Raw genomic sequence first — 23,313 nt, 5'->3', positions numbered from 1 at the left:
TCAGGTCAACAGGGTCGGTCCAGTTTCAGTCCAGCTTCAGTCCAGTTTCAGAGCCTCGGCCAGAAGCCGGGCCTCGGCGGCGCGGCTGGAGCCGGAACGCCAGGCGACGACGATCTCGCGGTGGGGCGGCGCGCCGTCGGCCTGGTTCTCGAAGGCGCGGATGGCCACCGACGGGTTTTCGGCCAGACCCGCCTGCACCGCCATCTTGGGCAGAAAGCTGACGCCCAGGCCGGAGCCGACCATCTGGACCAGGGTGTGCAGGCTGGTGGCGGCGAAGACGTCGTCGCCGCGCGGGGCCTCGATGTCGAGCGCCGCCAGCGCATGGTCGCGCAGGCAGTGGCCGTCTTCCAGCAGGATCAGGTCCTCGGCCCGCAGCGAGCCGGGGCGGATCGGGCCGGGAGCGGCCAAGGCATGATCGTGGGGGGCGGCGGCCATGATCTCGTCGTCGCCGATGCGGGCATGTTCGATGCCCGGCGCGTCATAAGGCAGGGCGATGACGGCGGCGTCGATTTGGCCCGCCTTCAGGGCGGCGATCAGGCGCGGCGTCAGATCCTCGCGGATGTAGAGCTTCAGGCTGGGATAGGCGGCCTTCACCGACGGCAGTTTGGCGGGCAGCAGGAAGGGCGCGACGGTGGGGATGACGCCCAGGCGGAAGCGGCCGGACAGCAGCCGGCCGGCGTTCTTGGCCGCCTCGACCAGATCCTCGGTGCGGGCCAGCACGTCCTCGGCCCGGCGCACGGCCTCGACCCCGACGGCGGTCATGATGACGGCGCCCCGCGCCCGCTCCACCACCGGCGAGCCCAGGATGCGCTCCAACTCCTGCACCCCCGCGCTGAGGGCCGGTTGGCTGACGTGGGCGGCCTCGGCGGCGCGCGAGAAGCTGCCGTGTTCGGCCAGGAGCTTGAGATACTGGAGCTGACGAAGGGTGGGAAGCATGTCTGTAAGATAGGCCGAACCTATGCCGACACCAAGGACAATCGATTGGCTTTATGTGTTTGACCCGTGTCGAATGACCTCGTCATCTACAGGGCTATCGAGACCCGGCCCTAAGCCGCGCAAACCAGCAGGGAAGATCATCATGTCCACTGAAGCCAAATGCCCCGTTTCCGGACGGACGACGGAGTCGGTCGCGGGCGGGGGCGTGCAGAACCGCGACTGGTGGCCGGGCCAACTGCGGACCGACCTGCTGAACCAGCATTCGACCAAGTCCGATCCGCTGGGTGAGGGCTTCAACTATCGCGAGGCCTTCGCCAAGCTGGACTATGACGCGCTGAAGGCCGATCTGCGGGCGCTGATGAGGGATTCCAAGGACTGGTGGCCGGCGGACTTCGGTCACTATGGCCCGCAGTTCATCCGCATGGCCTGGCACAGCGCAGGCACCTATCGCGTCGGCGACGGCCGGGGCGGCGGCGGGCGCGGCCAGCAGCGGTTCGCGCCGCTGAACTCCTGGCCCGACAACGTCAATATCGACAAGTCGCGCCGCCTGCTGTGGCCGATCAAGCAGAAATACGGCCAAGCCATTTCCTGGGCCGACCTGATGATCCTGACCGGGAACGTGGCGCTGGAGACGATGGGTTTCCGCACCTTCGGTTTCTCGGGTGGTCGCGCGGATACCTGGGAGCCGGATCAGGACGTCTATTGGGGGCGCGAGACGACCTGGCTGGGCGGCGACGAACGCTACGCCCACGGCTCGCAAGGGGTGGTGAAGCCGGGCGACGAGGCCGTGCTGGTCAGCGATGACCGGGCGGACGGCGATGAGCACACGCGCGATCTTGAGAACCCGCTGGCCGCCGTGCAGATGGGCCTGATCTACGTCAACCCTGAAGGGCCGGACGGCAATCCCGATCCGATCGCGGCGGCGCGCGACATTCGCGAAACCTTCGCGCGGATGGCGATGAACGACGAGGAGACGGTCGCCCTGATCGCCGGCGGCCATACCTTCGGCAAGACCCACGGCGCCGGCCCAGCCGACCATGTCGGCGCAGAGCCGGAAGGCGAGGGCCTGGAGGCGCAAGGGCTGGGCTGGGCCTCCAGCTTCGGGACGGGCTCGGGCGGCGACGCCATCACCAGCGGCCTGGAAGTCACCTGGACCCAGACGCCGGCCCAGTGGAGCAACTTCTATTTCGAGAACCTGTTCGGCTTCGAATGGGAACTGGAGAAGTCCCCGGCCGGGGCGCACCAGTGGGTGGCCAAGGATGCGGGCGAGATCATCCCCGACGCCCACGATCCGGCCAAGAAGAAGCGGCCGACCATGCTGACGACCGATCTGTCGATGCGGTTCGATCCGGAATACGAGAAGATCTCGCGTCGCTTCCTGAACGATCCGCAGGCCTTCGCCGACGCCTTCGCCCGGGCCTGGTTCAAGCTGACCCACCGCGACCTGGGACCGCGTTCGCGCTATGTCGGGCCGGAAGTCCCGAGTGAAGTCCTGTTGTGGCAGGATCCCGTGCCGGAGGTCGATCACCCGCTGATCGATGCGACGGATGCGGCGGTTCTGAAAGCCAAGGTGCTGGATTCGGGCCTGAGCGCGTCGGAACTGGTCGGAACCGCCTGGGCCTCGGCCTCGACCTTCCGGGGCGGGGACAAGCGGGGCGGAGCGAACGGGGCGCGCATCCGTCTGGCGCCGCAAAAGGACTGGGCCGCCAACCAGCCAGAGCAGCTGGACCGGGTGCTGAAGACGCTGGAACGTATCCAGTTCGAGTTCAACCAAGGCCAGACGGGCGGCAAGAAAGTCTCCCTGGCCGACCTGATCGTGCTGGCGGGCAATGCGGGCGTCGAGCAGGCGGCGAAGGCGGCGGGCCACGAGGCCAGCGTGCCGTTCACGCCGGGCCGGACGGACGCCAGCCAGGCACAGACGGACGTCGAATCCTTCTCCTATCTGGAGCCGGTCGCCGATGGGTTCCGCAACTTCCAGAAGGCCCGCTATGCGGTTCCGGCCGAGGCCCTGCTGATCGACCAGGCGCAGCGGCTGACGCTGACGGCGCCGGAGATGACGGTGCTGATCGGCGGCTTGCGAGCGATCAACATCAATGTCGGCGGGGCGACGCACGGCGTGCTGACCGAGCGGCCGGGCGTGCTGTCCAACGACGTCTTCGTCAACTTGCTGGACATGGACGTGAAGTGGACGGCGACCTCGGACGCCAAGGATGTGTTCGAAGGCCGCGACCGCAAGACGGGCGAAGCCAAGTGGACCGGCACCCGCGTCGATCTGGTGTTCGGCTCCAACGCCGTGCTGCGCGCCCTGGCCGAGGTCTATGCCGGGGCGGATGCGGAGGCCAAGTTCGTGTCGGACTTCGTGGCGGCCTGGACCAAGGTGACGGAGCTGGACCGGTTCGACCTGCACGGTTGAGCCTGAGACCGGACTGAAAGCAAAGGGCCGGACGCCATCGCAGCGTCCGGCCCTTCGTCGTTCTAGTGCAGCCTGATTTCGAACAGTTGGGGCCAGCGCTTGCCGGTGACGAAGAGGCGTTTGCCGGCCGCGTCCCAGGCGATGCCGTTCAGGACGTCGTCGTTGGGGTCCAGGCCGGCGTCCTTGGGGACCAAGGCGGTCAGGTCGATGAAGGCCTTCACGACGCCGGTCTCGGGATCGATGCGGGCGATGCGGTTGTCCTGCCACAGGTTGGCGAAGACCTCGCCGTCGATCCATTCCAGCTCGTTGATCTGATCCAGCGGCTGGCCGTCGGCGGTGACGGAGACGCGGCCGGTCTCTGCGAGAGTCTCCGGATCGAGGAAGCGCAGCTGGTCGGTGCCGTCGCTCATGATCAGCCGCCGCCCGTCGGTCGTCAGGGCCCAGCCCTCGCCCGGATAGGAGAAGCCGCCTAGGGGCGAGAAGTCGTCCAGCTTCCAGATGAAGCCGATGTGGTTGCGCCATGTCAGGCTGTAGAGCTTGCCGTTCAGCGTGGTCATGCCCTCGCCGAAATAGACTGTCGGTAGGTCGCGCTGGCGCAGCACCTCGCCGGTCTCCAGCCGCACCTGGCGGATGAAGGACGGATACAGGCCTGTGCTCTCGTAGAGGGCGCCGTCATGAAAGAAGAGGCCCTCGGTGAAGGCCCCGGTGTCGTGCGGATAGGCCCGCACGACCTCGTAGGACTGGACCGGAACCTCGGCCCGGACCGGCAGGCAAACGCCCGTCGCCAGCAGCAGGCCGGCGATCAGACCGGCGAGACGCGACGACAGGCGGTTCATGGGCCTCAGCCCTGCTCGGCGGCGGCTTCGGCCTCGGCCTTCTGGGCGCGGACCTCGGCGGCGTTCGCGTCGCTGCGGGCCTGTTCGGCCATTTCCTTCTTGGTGGCGCCGCGACGCCCCATCATGTTCAGGGCCTCGACCCCGGCCGAGAAGGCCATGGCGGCGTAGATGTAGCCCTTGGGCACGTGATAGCCGAAGCCGTCGGCGATCAGCACCATGCCGATCATCAAGAGGAAACCGAGCGCCAGCATGACCACGCTGGGGTTCTTGTTGATGAAGTTGGCCAGGGGATCGGCGGCCAGCAGCATCACGGTCACGGCGACCAGGACGGCGACGACCATGATCGGCAGATGTTCGGTCATGCCGACGGCGGTCAGGATCGAGTCGATCGAGAAGACGATGTCCAGCAGGATGATCTGGAAGATCGCGGCGCCCGCGTTCATGATCATCACGTCCTTCTTGTCCATCACGTCATGGCTGGGCGTGGGATCGACGGTGTGGTGGATTTCCTTGGTCGCCTTCCAGACCAGGAACAGGCCGCCCGCGATCAGGATCAGATCCTTCCACGAGAACGCGTTGCCCATGACGGTGAAGACCGGCTGAACCAGGCCGACCAGCCAGGCGATGATCGAGAGCAGGGCCAGGCGCATGATCAGGGCCAGGCCGATGCCGAGGCGACGGACCTTCTGACGCTGATGCTCGGGCAGCTTGTTCGAAAGGATGGAGATGAAGATCAGGTTGTCGATACCAAGCACGACCTCCATCACGATGAGGGTCACCAATGCGGCCCAGGCGGCCGGATCGGAGAGCAGAGGGGTGATGCTGTCGAGCATTGGGGTTCCTGGTGGAAAATAAAGCTTGAGCGGAAAGCGCTAGGGCCGCCGCGAGTTCCGATCAAGCGACAGGGTGCGGCGTCATGGTCGCACCCCCTGTCAGTCTGCGACGGAAAACGGGCGTGCGGAAGCGTCTTCGCGGCGTTTGGCCTGCGAAGTTGGTGGAGGGCTGGGCGGAGCGCCGGGCCTTCGCCCGGAGTGTGAGTTTGTAAGTACCGTTTCGACGAAGGGTATGACGCTCCGTGCGGTTGGTTGGCCTGCTGATCCTCGGGTCAAGCCCGAGGACGGGGCGTCGAGCGGTGGCGGTCTTATCGCCTAACCCCATAAGCCTGCGACGGGTCGGCAGCCCCTGCGAGGGCTGTCCCGAGTGCGGCCGAGTATCCCCCTCGACCCTCCGACACCGCTCCATGAGTCGGTGTCAGCGCGAGCCGTTCCAGACCCGCTCCCGTTCCATCCGCTCCCGCCGCCGCAAGGTCGCAGGGCAAGCGAGCCCTCCGATGCGACGGGACGGGTTTAGAATACGCTCGTTTGGGAGGGGGGATGGGAGAAGGGGGACATAAATCGGCAAGCGGTTGGATTCGTTGGGAATGAACCAGCGTCATTGTGATGGCTGACCATCGTCTCCTCCCTGCGCAGCGGGGAGGTGGCGCGGCGCGTCTTCCGCGCCGTGACGGAGGGGTTCTTCACTGCATCACAGGCGTCTGTGGGACGTCGAGAGCCCCTCCACCCCGCTACGCGCGGTCCCCCTCCCCACGATGTGGGGAGGAGACACCTCCTTGCAGCCTGTCCCCCGCCCCCTGCGGCATCGACGCGCCTTCACGCAATGTTGCGAGCGGCGAAACCCCGTGCTATCAGGCGCCCGGCTTGAAGGGGGCGTATTTACGGATACGGCCTCTGTCGTGCTTTCCGTAAGCATTTCAAGCTTTTGACCGTTGCGAGCCTCGCAGTCGGTTGCGACCCTGACACAACGACCTCGGACCCTAATCAGTGGCTGATGATTTCAGAACGACGGAAGTCGGCGATCGCTACGCACAGGCGCTGTTTGACCTGGCGCTGGAAACCGGCCGCCTGGACGCCGTGCGCGCCGATCTGAAGTCGCTGAAGGCGGCCTGGATCGAGAGCGCCGACCTGCGTCGTCTGGCCGCCTCGCCCGTCATCGGCGCCGAGGATCAGGCCAAGGGTCTGGTCGCCATCGCCGCCAAGGCCAAGTTCGAACAGACCACGTCCAACTTCCTGGGTCTGCTGGCCCAGAACCATCGCGCCAAGGATCTGCCGGGCGTGATCGCCGGCTTCGAGGCTCGCTACGCCAAACACGCCGGCGTCGTCGCCGCCGAGGTCGTCTCGGCCCAGGCGCTGGACGCCAAACAGGTCGCCGCCATCACCGCCGCCCTGTCCAAGAGCCTGGGCAAGGCGCCGGAACTGACCGCGCGCGTCGATCCGTCGATCCTGGGCGGCCTGAAGATCAAGGTCGGCTCGAAACTGTTCGACGCCTCGCTGAAGACCAAGCTCGACCAGATGAAGTTCGCCCTCAAGCGGGCTTAAAGCCTGCTCCCCGCACACAAGAATGAAGCGCGCCTGATCGGCGCATCCGCATAAAGACTGAAGAACAGAGAGCCCGTCATGGACATCCGCGCCGCTGAAATCTCGGCCATCCTCAAGTCGCAGATCGCCAACTTCGGCGTCGAAGCCGACGTTTCAGACGTCGGCAGCGTGCTGTCGGTCGGCGACGGCATCGCCCGCATCCATGGTCTGGACAATGTCCAGGCCGGCGAAATGGTCGAGTTCACCAAGGCCGGCGTCAAGGGCATGGCCCTGAACCTGGAGCGCGACAACGTCGGCGCCGTGATCTTCGGCGCGGACGCCCAGATCGCCGAGGGCGACGACGTGCGCCGCCTGGGCGAGATCGTGGACGTGCCGGTCGGCCGGGGCCTCTTGGGCCGCGTCGTGAACCCGCTGGGCGAGCCGATCGACGGCAAGGGCCCGATCGAGTTCACCGAGCGTCGCCGCGTCGACGTCAAGGCGCCGGGCATCATCCCGCGCAAGTCGGTCCACGAGCCGATGCAGACCGGCCTGAAGGCCATCGACACCCTGATCCCCGTCGGCCGCGGCCAGCGCGAGCTGATCATCGGCGACCGTCAGGTCGGCAAGACGGCCGTCGCCGTCGACACCATCCTGAACCAGAAGAACGTCAACAAGACCGACGACGAGAGCGCCAAGCTCTACTGCATCTACGTCGCCATCGGCCAGAAGCGCTCGACCGTCGCCCAGATCGTCAAGACGCTCGAAGAAGCCGGCGCGCTGGAATACACCATCGTCGTCGCCGCCACGGCGTCGGAGCCGGCCCCGCTGCAGTTCCTGGCGCCCTTCGCCGGCACGGCCATGGGCGAGTTCTTCCGCGACAACGGCATGCACGCCCTGATCGTCTATGACGACCTGTCGAAACAGGCTGTGGCCTATCGCCAGATGTCCCTGCTGCTGCGCCGCCCGCCGGGCCGTGAAGCCTATCCGGGCGACGTCTTCTACCTGCACAGCCGCCTGCTGGAGCGTTCGGCCAAGCTGAACGAAGACTACGGCTCGGGCTCGCTGACGGCCTTGCCGATCATCGAAACCCAGGCCAACGACGTTTCGGCCTATATCCCGACCAACGTGATCTCGATCACCGACGGCCAGATCTTCCTGGAATCGGACCTGTTCTATCAGGGCATCCGTCCGGCCGTGAACGTCGGCATCTCGGTGTCGCGCGTCGGCTCGTCGGCCCAGACCAAGGCGATGAAGAAGGTCGCCGGCACCATCAAGGGCGAGCTGGCCCAGTATCGCGAGATGGCCGCCTTCGCCAAGTTCGGCTCGGACCTGGACGCCTCGACCCAGAAGCTGCTGGCGCGCGGCGCCCGCCTGACCGAGCTGCTGAAGCAGCCGCAATACTCGCCGCTGGCGATGGAAGAGCAGGTCGTCTCGGTCTACGCCGGCACGCGCGGCTATATCGACGGCATCGCCGTGGGCGACGTGGGGCGTTTCGAGAAGGAACTGCTGGCGCGCATCCATGCGAACCACGCCTCGCTGCTCGAAGGCATCCGCACCAAGAAGGACCTGACCTCGGACCTCGAAGCCGAGCTGAAGGACATCCTGGCCGCCTTCGTCAAGACCTTCGCCTGAACCCCGCCGGTAGTTAGAGGAAGAGCAACGCCGGATGGCCAGCCTCAAGGAAATGCGCAATCGGATCGGAAGCGTCAAAGCGACGCAGAAGATCACGAAAGCCATGCAGATGGTCGCCGCGGCCAAGCTGAAACGCGCCCAGGATCAGGCCGAGAGCGCCCGGCCCTATGCGCAGAAGATGGCCTCGGTCATCGCCAACCTGGCCGCCGGCGTCTCGGGCGCCGATGCGCCCAAGTTGCTGGCCGGCACCGGTCAGGACCAGCGTCACCTGATCGTGGTGGCGACGGCGGACAAGGGTCTGGCGGGCGGTTTCTCGACCAACGTCATCCGCGCCGCACGCGAGCGGATCAACAGCCTGATCGCCAATGGCAAGGACGTGAAGATCATCGCCGTCGGCAAGAAGTCGCGCGACCAGCTGACGCGTCTTTACGGCGACAAGGTGATCCACACCTTCGAACTGAGCGAGCAAAAGACCATCGGCCTGCCTTCGGCCCAGCCGGTCGCCGAAATGATCGCCACGGCGTTCGAGGACGGCCAGGCCGACGTGGTCACCCTGTTCTACAGCCAGTTCAAGTCGGTGATCCAGCAGGTTCCGACCGGCAAGCAGTTGATCCCGGCCGTGGTCGAGGGCGACGCACAGCCCATCGACCTGAACGGCGCGGTCTATGACTACGAGCCCTCGGAAGAGGAAATCCTCGAAACCCTGCTGCCCCGCAACCTGACGACCCAGATCCTGGCCGCTCTGTACGAGAACCAGGCGGGCTTCTTCGGGTCGCAGATGGCGGCGATGGACAACGCCACGCGCAACGCCGGCGACCTCATCAACGCCCTGACGCTGCAATACAACCGCAAGCGCCAAGCCCAGATCACCACCGAACTGATCGAGATCATCGCCGGCGCCGAAGCCCTCTGATCCCGACCGAACAGACATTCCGATACGGACCCCAGCCATGACCGACACCGTCGCCAAAAAAACCGCCGCCCCGAAGGCAGTCGCCAAGAAGCCCGCCGTCAAGAAGGCGCCCGCCGCCGCGACCGCGCCGGGCTCCATCGTCGCCACCGGCAAGATCGCCCAGGTCATCGGCGCCGTCGTCGACGTCGAGTTCACCGGCCACCTGCCGGCGATCCTGAACGCCCTGAACACCCAGAACGTCGACCAGAAGACGGGCGAGCCCTTCACCCTGGTGCTGGAAGTCGCCCAGCACCTCGGCGAGAACATGGTCCGCACCATCGCCATGGACACGACCGAAGGCCTGACGCGCGGCCAGCCCGTGATCGACACCGGCTCCTCGATCCAGACCCCGGTCGGACCGGGCGTGCTGGGCCGCATCATGAACGTCGTCGGCCAGCCGATCGATGAAGCCGGTCCGATCCAGACCACGCAATATCGCCCGATCCACCGCGAGGCTCCGACCTTCGAGGAGCAGACCAACTCGTCGGAAATCCTGGTCACGGGCATCAAGGTGATCGACCTGATCTGCCCCTACACCAAGGGCGGCAAGACCGGCCTGTTCGGCGGCGCCGGCGTCGGCAAGACCGTCACCATGCAGGAACTGATCAACAACATCGCCAAGGCTTACGGCGGTTATTCGGTTCTGGCCGGCGTGGGCGAGCGCACCCGCGAAGGCAACGACCTGTATCACGAGATGATCGAGTCGAACGTGAACGTCGATCCGGCCAAGAACGGCGGCTCGACCGAAGGCTCCAAGTGCGCCCTCGTCTATGGCCAGATGAACGAGCCTCCCGGCGCCCGCGCCCGCGTCGCCCTGACCGGCCTGGCCCAGGCCGAGTATTTCCGCGACGAAGAAGGCAAGGACGTCCTACTGTTCGTCGACAACATCTTCCGCTTCACGCAAGCCGGTTCGGAAGTGTCCGCCCTGCTGGGCCGCATCCCGTCGGCCGTGGGCTATCAGCCGACGCTGGCGACCGAGATGGGCAACCTGCAAGAGCGCATCACCTCGACCAAGAAGGGCTCGATCACTTCGGTCCAGGCCATCTACGTCCCCGCCGATGACCCCACCGACCCGGCGCCCGCCGCGTCCTTCGCCCACCTTGACGCGACGACCATGCTGTCGCGCGACATCGCCGCCCAGGCCATCTTCCCCGCCGTCGATCCGCTGGACTCGACCTCGCGGATCATGGACCCGCTGGTCATCGGCGAGGAGCACTATCAGGTCGCCCGTTCGGTCCAGGAAGTGCTGCAGCAGTACAAGGGCCTGAAGGACATCATCGCCATCCTGGGCATGGACGAGCTGTCGGAAGAGGACAAGCTGGTCGTCTCGCGCGCCCGCAAGATCCAGCGCTTCCTGTCGCAGCCCTTCTTCGTGGCCGAGCAGTTCACCAACGCGCCGGGCAAGTTCGTCGAACTGGCCGACACGATCCGCTCGTTCAAGGGCATCGTCGCCGGCGACTACGACCACCTGCCGGAAGCCGCCTTCTACATGGTCGGCGCCATCGAAGAGGCCGTCGCCAAGGCCGAGAAGATGGCGTCGGAAGCCTGATCGTGGCCGGCAAGCTGAACTTCTCCCTCGTCTCGCCGGAACGTGAGGTCTTCACCGGCCTCGTGGACCAGGTGGATGCGCCGGGCGTCGAGGGCGACTTCGGCGTCCTGCCGGACCACGCCCCCTTCATGACCGCCCTGCGCGAGGGTCTGGTCACCGTCTATAACGGCGGGACCAAGATCCAGTACGACGTCCACGGCGGCTTCGCCGACGTCAACGGCGAAGGTCTGACCATCCTGGCCGAACAGGCGACCGAGGTCGTCGCCGGCTGATCCGCACGCCGGATCGAACGATTTGAGGCCTCCCGTTTCGGCGGGAGGCCTTTTTCGTGGGCGGCGGTCGCGCTAGGACCAGCCCATGACCGATCCCATCGACATTCAAGGCGTCTGCGCACCCGGCTATGAGGCCGTGCGGGAGGCGTTCGCCGCCAACTTCACCGAGGCGCCCGAGGGGCTGAACGAGCAGGCGGCGCGGTTCAGCGTGCTGATCGAGGGCGAGGCGGTCGTCGATCTGTGGGCGGGCCATGCGGATACGGCGAAGACGACGCCGTTCACGGAGGCGACCCTGACCTCGGTCTTCTCGACCGGCAAGGCGGTGATGGCGATCCTGATGGCGACGGCGGTCGAGGCGGGGCAGGTCGACTATGACCAGACGGTCGCCTCGCTGTGGCCCGAGTTCGGCGCGGCGGGCAAGGCGGACGTGACCGTGGCCCAGTTGATGAGCCATCAGTCAGGCCTGCCCGGCTTCTCGGAAGCGGTCGATCCGACCATCTGGTTCGACGTGCCCGCCGTCCTGGCGCGGCTGGCGGCTCAGGCGCCGATGTGGGCGCCTGGCACGGCCTCGGGCTATCACCCCGTCACGGTCGGCTATCTGGCCAATGAGGTGTTCCGCCGTGCGACAGGGCGGACCATGGGTCAGGCCCTGCGTCAGGACTTTTCCGATCTGGATCTGTGGATCGGCCTGCCGGAGAGCGAGCACGGGCGGGTGGCGCAGATGAGGAAGCCGACCGCGGCGCCCAGCCTGGGGACCATCGATCCGATCAAACAGGCCGCCTTCCTGGATCGCGGCTCGGCGCCCGGCGGGCGGGGTTCGGCCGCGTGGCGCGAGATGGAGATCCCGTCAGCCAATCTGCACGGCACGGCCCTGGGACTGGCGCGGATGCTGGGCGTGGTCGCCAACGGCGGCGTGCTCGACGGCCGATCGGTGCTGTCGGCGGGGACGCTGGAGCAGCTCACGCGCGAACGGATTCACGGGCCGGACAAGGTGCTGCCGTTCGAGATCAGCTGGGCGGCGGGGCTGATGCGCAACGACGGGCTGAAGGTGTTCGGGCCGGACGAAGCCTTCGGGCACTATGGGTGGGGCGGGTCGATGGCCATGGCCGATCCGTCGCGCCGGTTGTCGGCGGCCTATGTGATGACGCGCCAGTCGCCGCACCTGATCGGCGACCCGCGTCCCAAACGCCTGCTGCAGGCGCTGTACGCGGCGCTCTAGACCGTTTCAGAGAGGGCGACGGCGCGCTTGGCGGCGCGTGAGCGGTTGAGCGCGCCCAGGGCGAAGACGCCCGCGCCCGCCCAGATGAAGACGAACGAGACGATGCGCAGCGGGGTCAGGGCCTCGCCCGTCAGGACGCCGCAGGCGAACTGAAGCGTGGGCGCCAGGAACTGGATGAAGCCGACGGTGGACAGGGGCAGGCGCCGCGCCGACCAGGCGAACAGCACCAGCGGGATCACCGTCGCCGGCCCGTTGACCAGGGCCCAGGCCAGGCCCGAGGGCGAGGAAAAGCCTGTCGCCTGGCCGTGCATCGTCAGCCAGGCCAGGAAGACCGCGCCGATGGGCAGCAGGACCAGACATTCGACGAATAGGCCGGTCTGGGCCGAGGCGGGGACGCGCTTTCGGATCACCGCATAGGCGCAGAAGGTGACGGCCAGGGTCAGGCCGATGATCGGCACATGACCCAGGGCGACGGTCTGGATCACGACCCCGATGGCGGCCAGACCGATGGCGACGGCGCTCCAGCGGTCTATCTTCTCGCGGAACAGCACGGCGCCCGCCGCCATGTTGAGCAGGGGATTGATATAGTAGCCGAGGCTGGCCTCCAGCGTCGCATGGTGCGTCGTGGCGTAGACGTAGAGGCTCCAGTTCGTCGCGATCAACAGGGCCGAGAGGGCCAGCCAGGCCAGGGTGCGCGGTGTGGCCAAGACCTTGCGCGCCTCGCCCCACTGGCCGGCGAGCAGCAGGACCAGGCCCGCGACGAAGACCGACCAGACGGCCCGATGGGCCAGGATTTCGGGCGCGCCGAAACCGTTGGCCGCCATCGCCATGAACAGCAGCGGCAAGAGGCCCCACAGGGTGTAGCAGGCGACGGCCGTGCCGACCGCGCGGGGGTCGTTGGGGGTGGCGGGGGGCATTAGCGAATGTCCTTCCACGCCTTCGCCGTCATCCTCGGGCTTGACCCGAGGATCGGGCGATCGGCCGCTGATTCGAACGGGCGATGCATGGGCGCTTGTCAGGTCCGACCCTCGGGTCAAGCCCGAGGATGACGGTGAGTGTTAAGGTCGAGGCTGCTTACACCGTGATCGAACGATACCCCGACGAGGACTTGATCACGCCCGTCTCGTCCAGCAACTGGGCGATCTGGATGGCGTTCAGGGCGGCGCCCTTGCGCAGGTTGTCGGACACGACCCACAGGTTCAGGCCGTGCTCGACGGTCGGATCCTTGCGAATGCGCGACACATAGACGGCGTGTTCGCCGGCGGCGTCGACGGGGGTGATGTACCCGTCGTGCTCCTGCTTATCGATGACCAGCACGCCCGGCGCCTCGCGCAGGATGGCGCGGGCCTCGTCGGGTTCCATGGGGCGGTCGAACTCGATGTTCACGGCCTCGGAGTGGCCGACGAAGACCGGCACCCGCACGCAGGTGACGGTGACCTTGATGTCGGGGTCCAGCATCTTGTGCGTCTCGTCCGACATCTTCTGCTCCTCGTCGGTCGAGCCGTCCTCAAGGAAGGAACCGATGTAGGGGATGACGTTGAAGGCGATCTGTTTGGGGAACTTCTTGGGACGCGCGTCGCCCAGGCCGTAGATGGCCTTGGTCTGGTTCCACAGCTCGTCCATGCCTTCCTTGCCGGCGCCGGACACCGATTGATAGGTCGAGACCACGACCCGCTTGATCTTGGCCGCATCATGCAGCGGCTTCAGCGCCGTCACCAGCTGGATGGTCGAGCAGTTGGGGTTGGCGATGATGTTCTTCTTGGTCGCGTCCTTGATGGCGTCGGGGTTCACCTCGGGCACGATCAGCGGCACGTCCGGGTCCTTGCGGAAGGCCGAGGAGTTGTCGATCACGATGGGGCCGGCCTTGCCGATCTTTTCCGACCATTCCTTGGACACCGCGCCGCCGGCGGACATCAGGACGATATCGACGGTCGAGAAGTCGAACTGTTCGATATCCTGGCATTTGATGGTCTTGTCGCCGAACGAGACCTCGACGCCCTTGGACTTGCGCGAGGCGATGGCGTGGATGGCGTCGACGGGGAATTCCACCTCTTCCAGAATGTTCAGCATTTCGCGGCCCACATTGCCCGTGGCTCCGACGATGGCGACGCGATAACCCATGATGCTTGGTCCTTCGGACGCGCTACGCTCGGCTCAGCGGAGCCTCGCTACTTGAGCGCATTTTTGGTGTGGTGGTTGGGGACTGCAATTAGGCGTTCGCAGCCGCGAAGCAATCGCTTTTCGGTTCGGGGGACTTTAAGCAGGGCCGCATGACCTCCCGCATCCGCAACGCCTACGATATCCGCGTGGAAGAGGGCGTGCTGACGCCCGATCCGGCGCAAGGCGCGGTGATCGCGGCGCTGGAGCGGCTGGAGGTCGATCTGGCCAAGCGCGGCCTGTTCGGCAAGGCGCCGGAGGTGCGGGGCCTCTACCTCTACGGGCCGCCGGGACGGGGCAAGTCCATGCTGATGGACCTGTTCTATTCGGCGACGCCCGAGCCGCGAAAGACCCGCGCCCACTTCCACGCCTTCATGGCCCGCATCCACGACCTGGTGAAACAGTGGCGCGAGGGGGATGCGAAGACGAGGAAGGCCGTGTTCGGCACGCATAAGGGCGACGACCCCATTCCGCCGATCGCCCGACTGATCGCGTCGGAAGCTCGGCTGCTGTGTTTCGACGAGCTTCAGGTGACGGACATCGCCGACGCCATGATCCTGGGCCGGCTGTTCGAGGCCCTGTTCGAGGACAAGGTGGTGCTGGCCATCACCTCGAACCGGGCGCCCGAGGACCTGTACAAGAACGGCATCAATCGCCAGCTGTTCGTCCCCTTCATCGACATCATCCGCGAGCGTTGCGCGGTGGTGGAGATGGCCGGGGCGCGCGACTGGCGGCTGGACCGGATGACCTCGGCCCAGGTCTGGCACACGCCGGACGACCGCGCTGGGTTCGAGGATCTGTGGCGCGAACTGAAGGGCGGCGAGCCGGAAGAGCCGGCGCACCTGACCGTGCTGGGCCGTGATGTGGTGGTGGAGCGTACCGTCGGCTCAATGGCGCGCGCGACGTTCGCGGAACTGTGCGGCAAGCCGCTAGGCCCGCAGGACTATCTGGCGATCGCCCAGCGGTTCCATACCCTGTTCCTGGAAGACGTGCCGATCCTGAGCTCGGCCAATCACCACGAGGCGCGGCGTCTGGTGACGCTGGTGGACGCGCTGTACGAGGCCAAGACAAAGCTGATCGTGCTGGCGGCGGCCAAGCCCGAGGGCCTCTATACCGAGGGGGTGGGGGCGTTCGAATTCGAACGGACGGTGTCGCGCTTCAACGAGATGCAGAGCAAGGACTGGCTGGCGCACGTGCGCGACTGACGGCTAGGGTGACGGCTGACCTTCGGAGAATTTCCATGCGCCGCCTCGCCCTCGCCGCCGCCCTTGTTCTGACCCTGTCGCCGCTGACGGCGGGAGGAGCCTTGGCCCAAACAGCGCCGGCGACGGCCAGTCGCGGCCTGACGCCAGCCGAGGTCGGGGTCTGGATCACCGGGCTGGGCGGTCGGGTCGGGTCGGTGCAGACGCAGAACGGCCTGACCTTCTTCACCGTGACCAATGCGGGCCTGACCTGGGCGGTGTTCTTCTACGGCTGCGAGGCGGGCGTCTGCGGCGAGGTTCAGTTTAGCGCCGTGGTGCCGGGCGCTGGCGCGACGCTGGACAAGGTCAACGCCTGGAACCGCGACAACCGCTATCTGAAGGCCTTCCATACCGCTGCGGAAACCCCAACGGCGACGGTGCAGTACGATGTGGTCGTGCTGTCGGGCGGAGGCGTGACGCAACTGGCGGACCCGCTGGCGGTCTGGCTGCAACTGCTGCCCAAGTTCGCGGGCGAGATGGGGTATGTGGCGCCCACCTGAGCGGAAAAGAAAAAGGGCTGCGGATCGCTCCGCAGCCCTTTCCTTCGAAATCAAAGCGCTCAAGCAGCGCGGCTCCGCGAGCCGCGCGATAGCGCCCTTCGCTGGCGTTAAGCCAGCGAGGAATCAATGTCCTTGCAGGCCTGCAGCAGGCCCTGGACCGAGGCGACGGACTTTTCGAACATCGCCTTTTCTTCGTCGTTGGTGGTGAACTCGATCACCTTCTCGACGCCGTTCGCGCCGATCAGGGCCGGGACGCCGACGTAGAGGTCCGACAGGCCGTATTCGCCCGACAGCCAGACGGCGCAGGGCAGGACGCGCTTCTGGTCCAGCAGGTAGGACTTGGCCATGGCGATGGCGCTTTCAGCCGGGGCGTAGAAGGCCGAGCCGGTCTTCAGCAGGGCCACGATCTCGCCGCCGCCCTTGCGGGTGCGGTCGACGATGGCGTCCAGATCGGCTTGCGACAGCAGGCCGGCGGCGACGGCGTCGGGGAGGGGCAGGCCGCCGACGGTCGAGTGGCGCACCATCGGCACCATGTCGTCACCGTGACCGCCCAGGGTCCAGGCGTGGATGTCCTGAACCGAGACGCCGGTCTTTTCAGCCAGGAAATAGGCGAAGCGCGCCGAGTCCAGCACGCCGGCCATGCCGACGACCTTCTCCTTGGGCAGACCTGAGAACTTCTGCAGGGCCCAGACCATGGCATCGAGCGGGTTGGTGATGCAGATGACGAAGGCGTTCGGGGCGTGGGCCTTGATGCCCTCGCCGACGGCCTTCATGACCTTCAGGTTGATGCCGATCAGGTCGTCGCGGCTCATGCCCGGCTTGCGCGGCACGCCGGCGGTGACGATGCAGACGTCTGCGCCCGCGATGTCGGCGTAGTCGTTCGCGCCCTTCAGGGCCACGTCCGAACCGAAGACGGCGGTGGCCTCGGCGATGTCCAGCGCCTTGCCCTGGGGGGTGCCTTCGGCGATGTCGAACAGGATCACGTCGCCCAGGGCTTCGCGCGCGGCCACGTGGGCCAGGGTTCCGCCGATCATGCCGGCGCCGATAAGGGCGATCTTCGCGCGAGCCATGGATGTCTCCGTTTATTGCGTGTGCGAAATGGGGATTAATCGTGCGGGCGGTCTAGACCCCTCTCGCGACTGTCGCAAGAACCTCGCTTTACGGCCTTGGTCGGGGCTGCGAAGGTCTGGTCCCAACCGGAGGATTTCGATGCGCCCTTCTCTCGCTCTCGCCCTGCTGCTGGGCGCCGCGCCCGTCTTCGCTTCTGCGCCGGCAATGGCCCAGACCCCGCCCGCCACCATCGGCGACCGCTATATTCCCGCCCCCTGGTGGATGCGCGATCCGGTGATCGCCTCGGTCGGCCAGGTGCGGGTCGAGATCCAGGCCAACCGCGCCTTCGTCTCCGCCAGCTTCCAGTCGGTGGACCGCAGCGTAACGGAGGCCTCGCGCGCCGCAGCCGATCAGGTGCGGGCGCTGAGCCAATCGCTGTCGGCCTATGGGGCGGACAAGGTGAGGGTCGAGACCAGCGTCACCACCCGGCCGCTCTATGACCAGTACCGCGACGAGAACGGGGTGATGCGCGACAACACCCGCGCCGACCGCGTGGCCCGCTATCAGGCCGACGCCTCGGTCAGCGTCACGGTGCGCGACGTGCGCCTGATCGAGCGGGTTTACGCGACCATCGTGGCCTCGCGCCCCACGTCCATCGGTCAGGTGAACTTCAACCTGGAGCCGGAAAACAGCTGGAAGGCCAATCTGCAGGCCGAGGCGATGAAGGATGCGCGGCGTCGGGCCGAGGCGGCGGCGGCGAACGCCGGCGCGACCCTGGGGCGGGTCAAGATCATCGATCCGTCGGGCCGCGTCTGCCAGACGGACGTTCTGGCCGGCTGGCCATCCTACGCCGCCGGCGGACAGGCGACGACGGTGGACGACATCGTGGTGACGGGATCGCGGGTGAGCGCCGAGGCGGCCTTTGCGCCGCCTCCCGCCCCCCCTGCGCCGATGGCCGGCGGGGCAGGTCCCAGCGAGGCGGACATAGAGGCGGCGCGGCTGGCGCTGCAGCCGCCGTTGCAGACCCTGACCGACAGCGCCTGCGTCATCTACGGGCTGAACTGATTATGAAGTTTGAGGTCGCGCCGGCCTTCGAGGCCGGGTCGGTCGCCGCCACCGAGTGGCCGCTGTGCCATGTGCGGCTGCAAGACGATGCACGGTTTCCCTGGCTGATCCTGATCCCGCGCGTCAAGGGGGCGGTGGAGCTGGAGGATTTGAGCGTCGAGCAGCGGGCGATGCTGATCGAGGAGACGGTGCGGGCCGGGGCGCTGGTTCGGCGGCTGGGCTTGGTGGAGAAGCTGAACGTCGGCGCCATCGGCAATGTGACGGCGCAACTGCATGTCCATGTGGTCGGGCGTAGGCGAGACGACGGCCTGTGGCCCGATCCGGTGTGGGGGCGAGGGCCGGTTGTTCCGTATACGGATGAAGAACGGGGGCGGCTGCTGTCCATCCTGAGTTCGTCATCCTAGGCCTTGTGCCTAGGATCCAGACTCCCGGTTTCGACGATGACGCACTCTGCGGACGCACCGGGAGTCTGGATCCTCGCCACGAGGGCGAGGATGACGGGTTTAAAAGGTGGGTCGCCCCATGACCCTCAGATAATATCCAGCGGCACCGCATGGTTCGGCGCCCGGAAGGCCTCGTCCAGGCGTTCCAGATCCTCCAGATCGAACTGGATCTCCAGGGCGTCGGCATTGGCCTCGACATGTTCGACGGAGCGGGCCTTCGGGATGGCGATGACGCCGTCGTGGCGCAGGACGGCGGCCAGGGCGACCTGGGCCGGGCTGGCCGAATGGCGATTGGCGATGTCGCGGATCAGGGGCTGTTCCAGCAGTTCGCCGCGTCCCAGAGGCGAATAGGCCATCATCGGCATGTCGCGCGCCTGCATCCACGGCAGGAGGTCGAACTCCACCCCGCGCGAGGCCAGATTGTAGAGCAGCTGGTTGGCGGCGCAGTCCTCGCCCCCCTCGATCTCCATCAGCTGTTCCATGGCCCGCAGGTCCAGGTTGGACACGCCCCACCGGGCGATCATCCCCTCGTCGACCAGATCGCGGAAGGCCTCGACGGTCTCTTCCAGCGGGACGTTGCCTTCCCAATGCAGCAGGTAGAGATCGAGCCGCTCGACGCCGAGCCGTTCCAGCGACTTCTCGCAGGCCAGCATCATCTTCATCTCCGAGGCGTTCTCGGGCCGGACCTTGGAGACCAGGAAGACCTCGTCGCGGCGGTCGGCGACGACCTCGCCGACCAGCCGTTCGGAGCGGCCGTCGCCATACAGTTCGGCCGTGTCGATCAGGGTCATCCCCAGGTCGATGCCGCGGGCCAGGGCCTGCTGCTCCTCGTCGCGCCAGGCCGGGTCGTCGCCCAGCTCCCAGGTGCCTTGGCCGAGGGCGGGAACGGTCGTACCGTCCGCAAAGGTGACGAGGCGGGTCATGTCCGTCCTGACGAAACTAGAAGCGGCGAAGACCGCGAAAGAGGGTGGAATGCGAACGCGGCTTATCAAGACCGACGGCCTGGTCCAACAGGTTCTGGACGCCGGGTTCGAAGACCCCAACGCGCCGCTGGTCCTGCTGATCCACGGCTTTCCCGAACTGGGGGTCAGCTGGCGAGCCCAGGTCGAGGCCTTGTCCCAGGCAGGATACCACGTCGCAGCCCCGGACATGAGGGGTTATGGCGGGACCGAGAAGCCGGCGGGGGTGGACGCCTATTCCATCCTGCATCTGGTCGGGGACATGGTCGATCTGGTGCGCGCACTGGGCAAGCCGTCCTGCGTCGTCGTGGGTCACGACTGGGGCGCGCCGGTGGCCTGGCATTGCGCCCTGTTGAGGCCCGATGTCTTCACCGCGGTGGCGGGCCTGTCGGTCCCGTTCCAGCCGCGCCGGCTTAAAGGGCCGCCCACCGCCGCCATGGCCGCGATCTCGAAACGGGCCGGGCTTGGCGATCTCTACATCAGCCGGTTCCAGGCGCCGGACGCCCATGTGGCGATGGACGCCGATCCGGCGACGGCGTTGAGGAAGCTGTTCTACGCCTATGACGGGGCGACCCCGGTGGATCGGCGTTCCACCGGCTTCATGCCGCAAGGCGTGGATCTGCTCGACACCATCGACGACGCAGCGACCCTGCCGCCGTGGATGAGTGAGGCGCATTTCGATGAGTATGTGCAGGCGTTTTCGGCGGGCGGGTTCGACGCGCCGCTGAACTGGTACCGCGCGATGGACCTGAACTGGTCGCTGACGGCCTTCGTGCAGGACCAGAAGATCACCCCGCCCGCCCTGTTCGTCGTCGGTGAGGACGATCCCGTGCGCCACTACGCCGGCGGGCATGAGGCGGGGCTGAAGGATTGGGCGCCGGGGCTGAGGCAGTCGGTGGTCGTGCCGGAGGCGGGACACTGGATCCAGCAGGAGCGGTCCGCAGAGGTGAACGCGCTGCTGCTGGAGTTTTTGGCCGGGCTTTAGGCCGCGTCCGCCATCGCGATCTGCTCGCGCGCCTCGGCGACGATTTTCAGGCTGTGGATGCGGGCGGCGTTGTCGAACATCATGCCGGTGACCATCAGCTCGTCCACGCCGGTCAGGGCGATGAAGTCAGAGAGCTGGCGCTTGACCGTCTCGGGCCCGCCGATGGCGGAATAGAGCAGGCGGCCCTTGGCGCCTTCGATCTGTTGCGGCGTCAGGACCGAGGCGATGTCATCGACGGGCGGGGGCAGCTTGCCGGGCTTGCCGGTCGAGAGGCGGGCGAAGCTCTGTTGCATCGAGGTGGACAGGCGCACGCCCTCGGCGTCGGTGTCGGCGGCGAAGACGTTGATCGCGGCCATGGCGTGGGGCTTGGCCAGGCGGTCCGAGGGGGTGAAGCTGCGGCGATAAAGGGCCAGGGCCTCAAGCAGCAGTTCGGGGGCGAAATGGCTGGCGAAGGCGTAGGGCAGGCCGAGTTGACCGGCCAGCTGCGCGCTGAAGAGGCTGGAGCCTAGGAGCCAGATCGGGACACGCAGGCCGGCGCCGGGCACGGCGCGGACGGGCTGGTTCTCGGACGCCGGTTCGAACCACTGGATCAGCTCGACCACGTCGCGCGGGAACTGGTCGGCGCCTTCGAAATAGCGACGGAGCGCACGGGCGGTGGCGCCGTCCGTGCCGGGCGCGCGGCCCAGGCCGACATCGATCCGACCGGGAAACAGGGTCTCCAGCGTGCCGAACTGTTCGGCGACCACCAGGGGCGCGTGATTGGGCAGCATGACGCCGCCGGAGCCGACGCGAATACGCTGCGTCCCCGCCGCCACATGGCCGATGACGATGGAGGTCGCGGCGCTGGCGATGCCGGGCATATTGTGGTGCTCGGCCAGCCAGAAGCGCTCGTAACCCAGACGGTCGGCGGCCTGGGCCAGGGCCAGGGTTTCGTCCAGGCCACGGCGGGCGTCGCCGCCTTCGACGATGGGGGACAGGTCGAGAACTGAGAACGGGATCATGACGCCTAGATCGGGGCTGTCCGCCGAGGTTCAAGGGCGCGGGGGCGGAACCGCAACCGGGTCGGGCGCTTTAAGACTCAAATCCTCATTACGGAGACCTGCGCCATGACGGACATCGATCCCAACAAGCCCGAAGTGGATTGCGACGACGCAAGAGAGGCCGCCGACATGGGCGAAAAGCCGGATCTGGGTCACAAGGCGGACACGCTGATCGACGCCCTGGACGGCAGCGATTCGGGATCGGATACGCGGGCAGGATCGCTGCGGGGCGGATCGGCCTCGGGATCGGACGACGATCCTGATTCACGCGAGATCAACGACGCCCTGGCGGAAGAGGGACGTGAGTCCGCCGATGCGGCCGAGCGCGGCGACTGACGGCGGCGCCTTGCTGCCGCCGCACGCATGCGCCACGGTGGCGCTTCGACCAAATTCGGTCAGGGACGATCTCTTGATGACGCTTCGTAGGGCGGCAGCCGCCGCCGTGGTTCTGTTCTGTATCGCCGGATGCGACCGCACGGCCAAGCCGGCCGATGCGAAACAGGCGCCCGATGCGGCTGCGCCTGCGGTGGTCGCAGAAACACCGACGCCTGACCCTATCGCGCCGTCCGACGACGCGGCCGTCGCGGGCGCGCCTGCGGTCGATGGCGCGCCGTCTTTCGCGGCGCTTTATCCGGGCGCTCAGGTCGAGGGCCAGCCGCTGCTGGCCGGCGGCGAAGCAGGCGCCGGCGGTCTGATCACCTTCACCACCGACGCTTCGCCTGATCAGGTCGTGGCCTTCTATCGCGAGCGGGCGGAGGCGGCTGGGCTGCGGTCCGTCACTGGCATGAACCAGGGCGAGGCGCGGGCCTATGGCGCAGCCGGCGACCAGGCGAACGGGCCGTCGCTCCAGGTCGTGGCGGCGCCCACGGATGCAGGCGCGACCTCGGTCCAGCTGGGCTGGAGCGCCGGGCAGTGAGGCCGGTCGCCGCCCTGGGCGCGGCGACGGCGATCCTGCTGGTCGTCGGTTGCGCCGGCGTCCCGAAACCGGTCGTGACGACGCCGAGCGAGGGGTTTCTGGCCGAGGGCGCGATCGCGCGGCTGGCCGAGGCGGTCCCGCCTCCGCCTGCGGTCGGGTCGATCCAGGACCTGGCGGACAAGGCAGCCTCCGCGCGCTATGTCGCGCTGGAAGACAGTGATCGGTGGCTGCTAGCGACCTCCCATGCGGAACTGCGTCCGCCCCTGGCCCTGCAGCATTTCGACTGCGCCCTGGGCGTGCGGCTGGGGTCGGCCGAGACGCCGACGCTGGATCGACTGATGGCGCGGCTGTTTCATGACGCGAACAGCGTGGCGGAACGGGTCAAGGCGCGACAGGCGCGGCCTCGACCGGTCGGCGACGATCCCCGACGGCGCCCCTGTCAGGTCGTGAACGCCGCCGCCCGACAAGGCGCCTCCTATCCGTCGGGCAGCGCCGCCGTCGGCATGGCCTATGGCGAGGCCTTCGCCGCGCTGCAGCCGGAGCGGGCCGAGGCCGTGCGGCGGATCGGCCATCAGATCGGCGTCAGCCGCCTGATCTGCGCCATGCATTATCCAACCGATGTGGCTGTGGGCGAAGAAATCGGCCGCGCCGTCGCGGCCGAGGCCGTGCAGACGCCCGCCTTCCAAGCGGATGCCGCGACGGCGCGAGCGGAACTGCAGGCCGCGCGTCGCAGCGGCCTGACCAACCCCGGCTGCGCGGCCGAACGCGCGGCCCTGGCGACCGTTCTGCCCTGA

23 protein-coding genes are annotated in these 23,313 nt (G+C 67.2%); 15 read left to right on the top strand and 8 right to left on the bottom strand.

The features are described from left to right. Positions 1-36: 36 nt before the first annotated feature. Positions 37-936 carry a hydrogen peroxide-inducible genes activator gene (locus EGY25_RS05635; RefSeq protein ID WP_135194052.1) on the bottom strand — a complete coding sequence of 300 codons (900 nt, stop codon included), beginning with the start codon at positions 934-936 and terminating at the stop codon, positions 37-39. 142 nt (positions 937-1,078) lie between these two features. Between EGY25_RS05635 and katG the strand changes: the two genes are divergently transcribed. Then, positions 1,079-3,349, top strand: coding sequence for a catalase/peroxidase HPI (gene katG / locus EGY25_RS05630; RefSeq protein ID WP_135194051.1), 2,271 nt, complete (start codon positions 1,079-1,081; stop codon positions 3,347-3,349). 62 nt (positions 3,350-3,411) lie between these two features. Here katG and EGY25_RS05625 read toward each other — a convergent pair whose 3' ends face one another. Together EGY25_RS05625 and EGY25_RS05620 are read right to left on the bottom strand one after the other, a co-directional pair. After that, entirely contained in the window at positions 3,412-4,185 is a 774-nt protein-coding gene (locus EGY25_RS05625; RefSeq protein WP_135194050.1) for a glutaminyl-peptide cyclotransferase, read from the bottom strand. Between the two features lie 5 nt (positions 4,186-4,190). After that, positions 4,191-5,018, bottom strand: a complete 828-nt coding sequence (locus EGY25_RS05620; RefSeq protein ID WP_135194049.1) for a TerC family protein — start codon at positions 5,016-5,018, stop codon at positions 4,191-4,193. Positions 5,019-6,005: 987 nt separating this feature from the next. On the opposite strand from EGY25_RS05620, the gene EGY25_RS05615 reads away from it, so the two are divergent. From EGY25_RS05615 to EGY25_RS05590, 6 genes are all read left to right on the top strand, one after another. Continuing rightward, a complete protein-coding gene (locus EGY25_RS05615) occupies positions 6,006-6,560 on the top strand; it encodes a F0F1 ATP synthase subunit delta (protein WP_135194048.1) in 555 nt (184 codons plus the stop codon). A 78-nt stretch (positions 6,561-6,638) separates the two neighbouring features. Next, the gene (atpA, locus tag EGY25_RS05610) at positions 6,639-8,171 is read left to right on the top strand and encodes a F0F1 ATP synthase subunit alpha (RefSeq protein WP_135194047.1); all 1,533 of its coding nucleotides are present in this window, start codon (positions 6,639-6,641) and stop codon (positions 8,169-8,171) included. 34 nt (positions 8,172-8,205) lie between these two features. Further along, positions 8,206-9,084 (top strand): F0F1 ATP synthase subunit gamma, encoded by an 879-nt coding sequence (locus EGY25_RS05605; protein WP_135194046.1) that lies wholly within the window; start codon positions 8,206-8,208, stop codon positions 9,082-9,084. 37 nt (positions 9,085-9,121) lie between these two features. Then, positions 9,122-10,672 carry a F0F1 ATP synthase subunit beta gene (gene atpD / locus EGY25_RS05600; RefSeq protein WP_135194045.1) on the top strand — a complete coding sequence of 517 codons (1,551 nt, stop codon included), beginning with the start codon at positions 9,122-9,124 and terminating at the stop codon, positions 10,670-10,672. A gap of 2 nt (positions 10,673-10,674) precedes the next feature. Further along, on the top strand, positions 10,675-10,944 hold the full coding sequence (locus EGY25_RS05595) for an ATP synthase F1 subunit epsilon (protein WP_135194044.1): 270 nt from the start codon (positions 10,675-10,677) through the stop codon (positions 10,942-10,944). 85 nt (positions 10,945-11,029) lie between these two features. Then, positions 11,030-12,163: a serine hydrolase domain-containing protein gene (locus EGY25_RS05590; protein ID WP_135194043.1), complete on the top strand. Its 1,134-nt coding sequence runs from the start codon at positions 11,030-11,032 to the stop codon at positions 12,161-12,163. On the opposite strand, the gene rarD is transcribed toward EGY25_RS05590, so the two are convergent. Then, entirely contained in the window at positions 12,160-13,080 is a 921-nt protein-coding gene (gene rarD, locus EGY25_RS05585; protein ID WP_135194042.1) for an EamA family transporter RarD, read from the bottom strand. The two genes, EGY25_RS05590 and rarD, sit on opposite strands and share 4 nt — an antisense overlap. 157 nt (positions 13,081-13,237) lie before the next feature. Then, positions 13,238-14,284, bottom strand: a complete 1,047-nt coding sequence (locus EGY25_RS05580; protein WP_135194041.1) for an aspartate-semialdehyde dehydrogenase — start codon at positions 14,282-14,284, stop codon at positions 13,238-13,240. A gap of 149 nt (positions 14,285-14,433) precedes the next feature. On the opposite strand from EGY25_RS05580, the gene zapE reads away from it, so the two are divergent. After that, on the top strand, positions 14,434-15,525 hold the full coding sequence (gene zapE, locus EGY25_RS05575; RefSeq protein WP_135194040.1) for a cell division protein ZapE: 1,092 nt from the start codon (positions 14,434-14,436) through the stop codon (positions 15,523-15,525). Positions 15,526-15,560: 35 nt separating this feature from the next. Next, positions 15,561-16,061 (top strand): YbjN domain-containing protein, encoded by a 501-nt coding sequence (locus EGY25_RS05570; RefSeq protein ID WP_135194039.1) that lies wholly within the window; start codon positions 15,561-15,563, stop codon positions 16,059-16,061. Between the two features lie 107 nt (positions 16,062-16,168). Here the strand turns inward: EGY25_RS05570 and mdh are convergent, their stop codons facing one another. Continuing rightward, positions 16,169-17,131: a malate dehydrogenase gene (gene mdh / locus EGY25_RS05565; protein ID WP_135194038.1), complete on the bottom strand. Its 963-nt coding sequence runs from the start codon at positions 17,129-17,131 to the stop codon at positions 16,169-16,171. A 139-nt stretch (positions 17,132-17,270) separates the two neighbouring features. Here mdh and EGY25_RS05560 point away from each other — a divergent pair, with 139 nt between their 5' ends. Together EGY25_RS05560 and EGY25_RS05555 are read left to right on the top strand one after the other, a co-directional pair. Further along, positions 17,271-18,176 carry an SIMPL domain-containing protein gene (locus EGY25_RS05560; protein ID WP_135194037.1) on the top strand — a complete coding sequence of 302 codons (906 nt, stop codon included), beginning with the start codon at positions 17,271-17,273 and terminating at the stop codon, positions 18,174-18,176. Next, positions 18,176-18,580: an HIT domain-containing protein gene (locus EGY25_RS05555; protein ID WP_432417368.1), complete on the top strand. Its 405-nt coding sequence runs from the start codon at positions 18,176-18,178 to the stop codon at positions 18,578-18,580. Before EGY25_RS05560 ends, EGY25_RS05555 begins: the two co-directional genes overlap by 1 nt. Positions 18,581-18,705: 125 nt before the next feature. Here EGY25_RS05555 and EGY25_RS05550 read toward each other — a convergent pair whose 3' ends face one another. Further along, on the bottom strand, positions 18,706-19,542 hold the full coding sequence (locus tag EGY25_RS05550) for an aldo/keto reductase (protein ID WP_135194035.1): 837 nt from the start codon (positions 19,540-19,542) through the stop codon (positions 18,706-18,708). A 49-nt stretch (positions 19,543-19,591) separates the two neighbouring features. Here EGY25_RS05550 and EGY25_RS05545 point away from each other — a divergent pair, with 49 nt between their 5' ends. Next, positions 19,592-20,563: an alpha/beta fold hydrolase gene (locus EGY25_RS05545; protein ID WP_135194034.1), complete on the top strand. Its 972-nt coding sequence runs from the start codon at positions 19,592-19,594 to the stop codon at positions 20,561-20,563. Here the strand turns inward: EGY25_RS05545 and EGY25_RS05540 are convergent. Beyond that, positions 20,560-21,564 carry an LLM class flavin-dependent oxidoreductase gene (locus EGY25_RS05540; protein ID WP_135194033.1) on the bottom strand — a complete coding sequence of 335 codons (1,005 nt, stop codon included), beginning with the start codon at positions 21,562-21,564 and terminating at the stop codon, positions 20,560-20,562. The two genes, EGY25_RS05545 and EGY25_RS05540, sit on opposite strands and share 4 nt — an antisense overlap. 105 nt (positions 21,565-21,669) lie before the next feature. On the opposite strand from EGY25_RS05540, the gene EGY25_RS05535 reads away from it, so the two are divergent. From EGY25_RS05535 to EGY25_RS05525, 3 genes are all read left to right on the top strand, one after another. Further along, positions 21,670-21,939, top strand: coding sequence for a ribonuclease (locus EGY25_RS05535; RefSeq protein WP_135194032.1), 270 nt, complete (start codon positions 21,670-21,672; stop codon positions 21,937-21,939). Positions 21,940-22,015: 76 nt separating this feature from the next. Beyond that, on the top strand, positions 22,016-22,519 hold the full coding sequence (locus EGY25_RS05530; protein WP_135194031.1) for a hypothetical protein: 504 nt from the start codon (positions 22,016-22,018) through the stop codon (positions 22,517-22,519). Further along, on the top strand, positions 22,516-23,313 hold the full coding sequence (locus EGY25_RS05525) for a phosphatase PAP2 family protein (RefSeq protein WP_135194030.1): 798 nt from the start codon (positions 22,516-22,518) through the stop codon (positions 23,311-23,313). Before EGY25_RS05530 ends, EGY25_RS05525 begins: the two co-directional genes overlap by 4 nt.

The sequence above is a fragment of the Brevundimonas intermedia genome (genome assembly GCF_004614235.1).
Taxonomy (GTDB): domain Bacteria; phylum Pseudomonadota; class Alphaproteobacteria; order Caulobacterales; family Caulobacteraceae; genus Brevundimonas; species Brevundimonas intermedia_A.
This window is presented reverse-complemented; position numbering and strand designations above follow the sequence as displayed.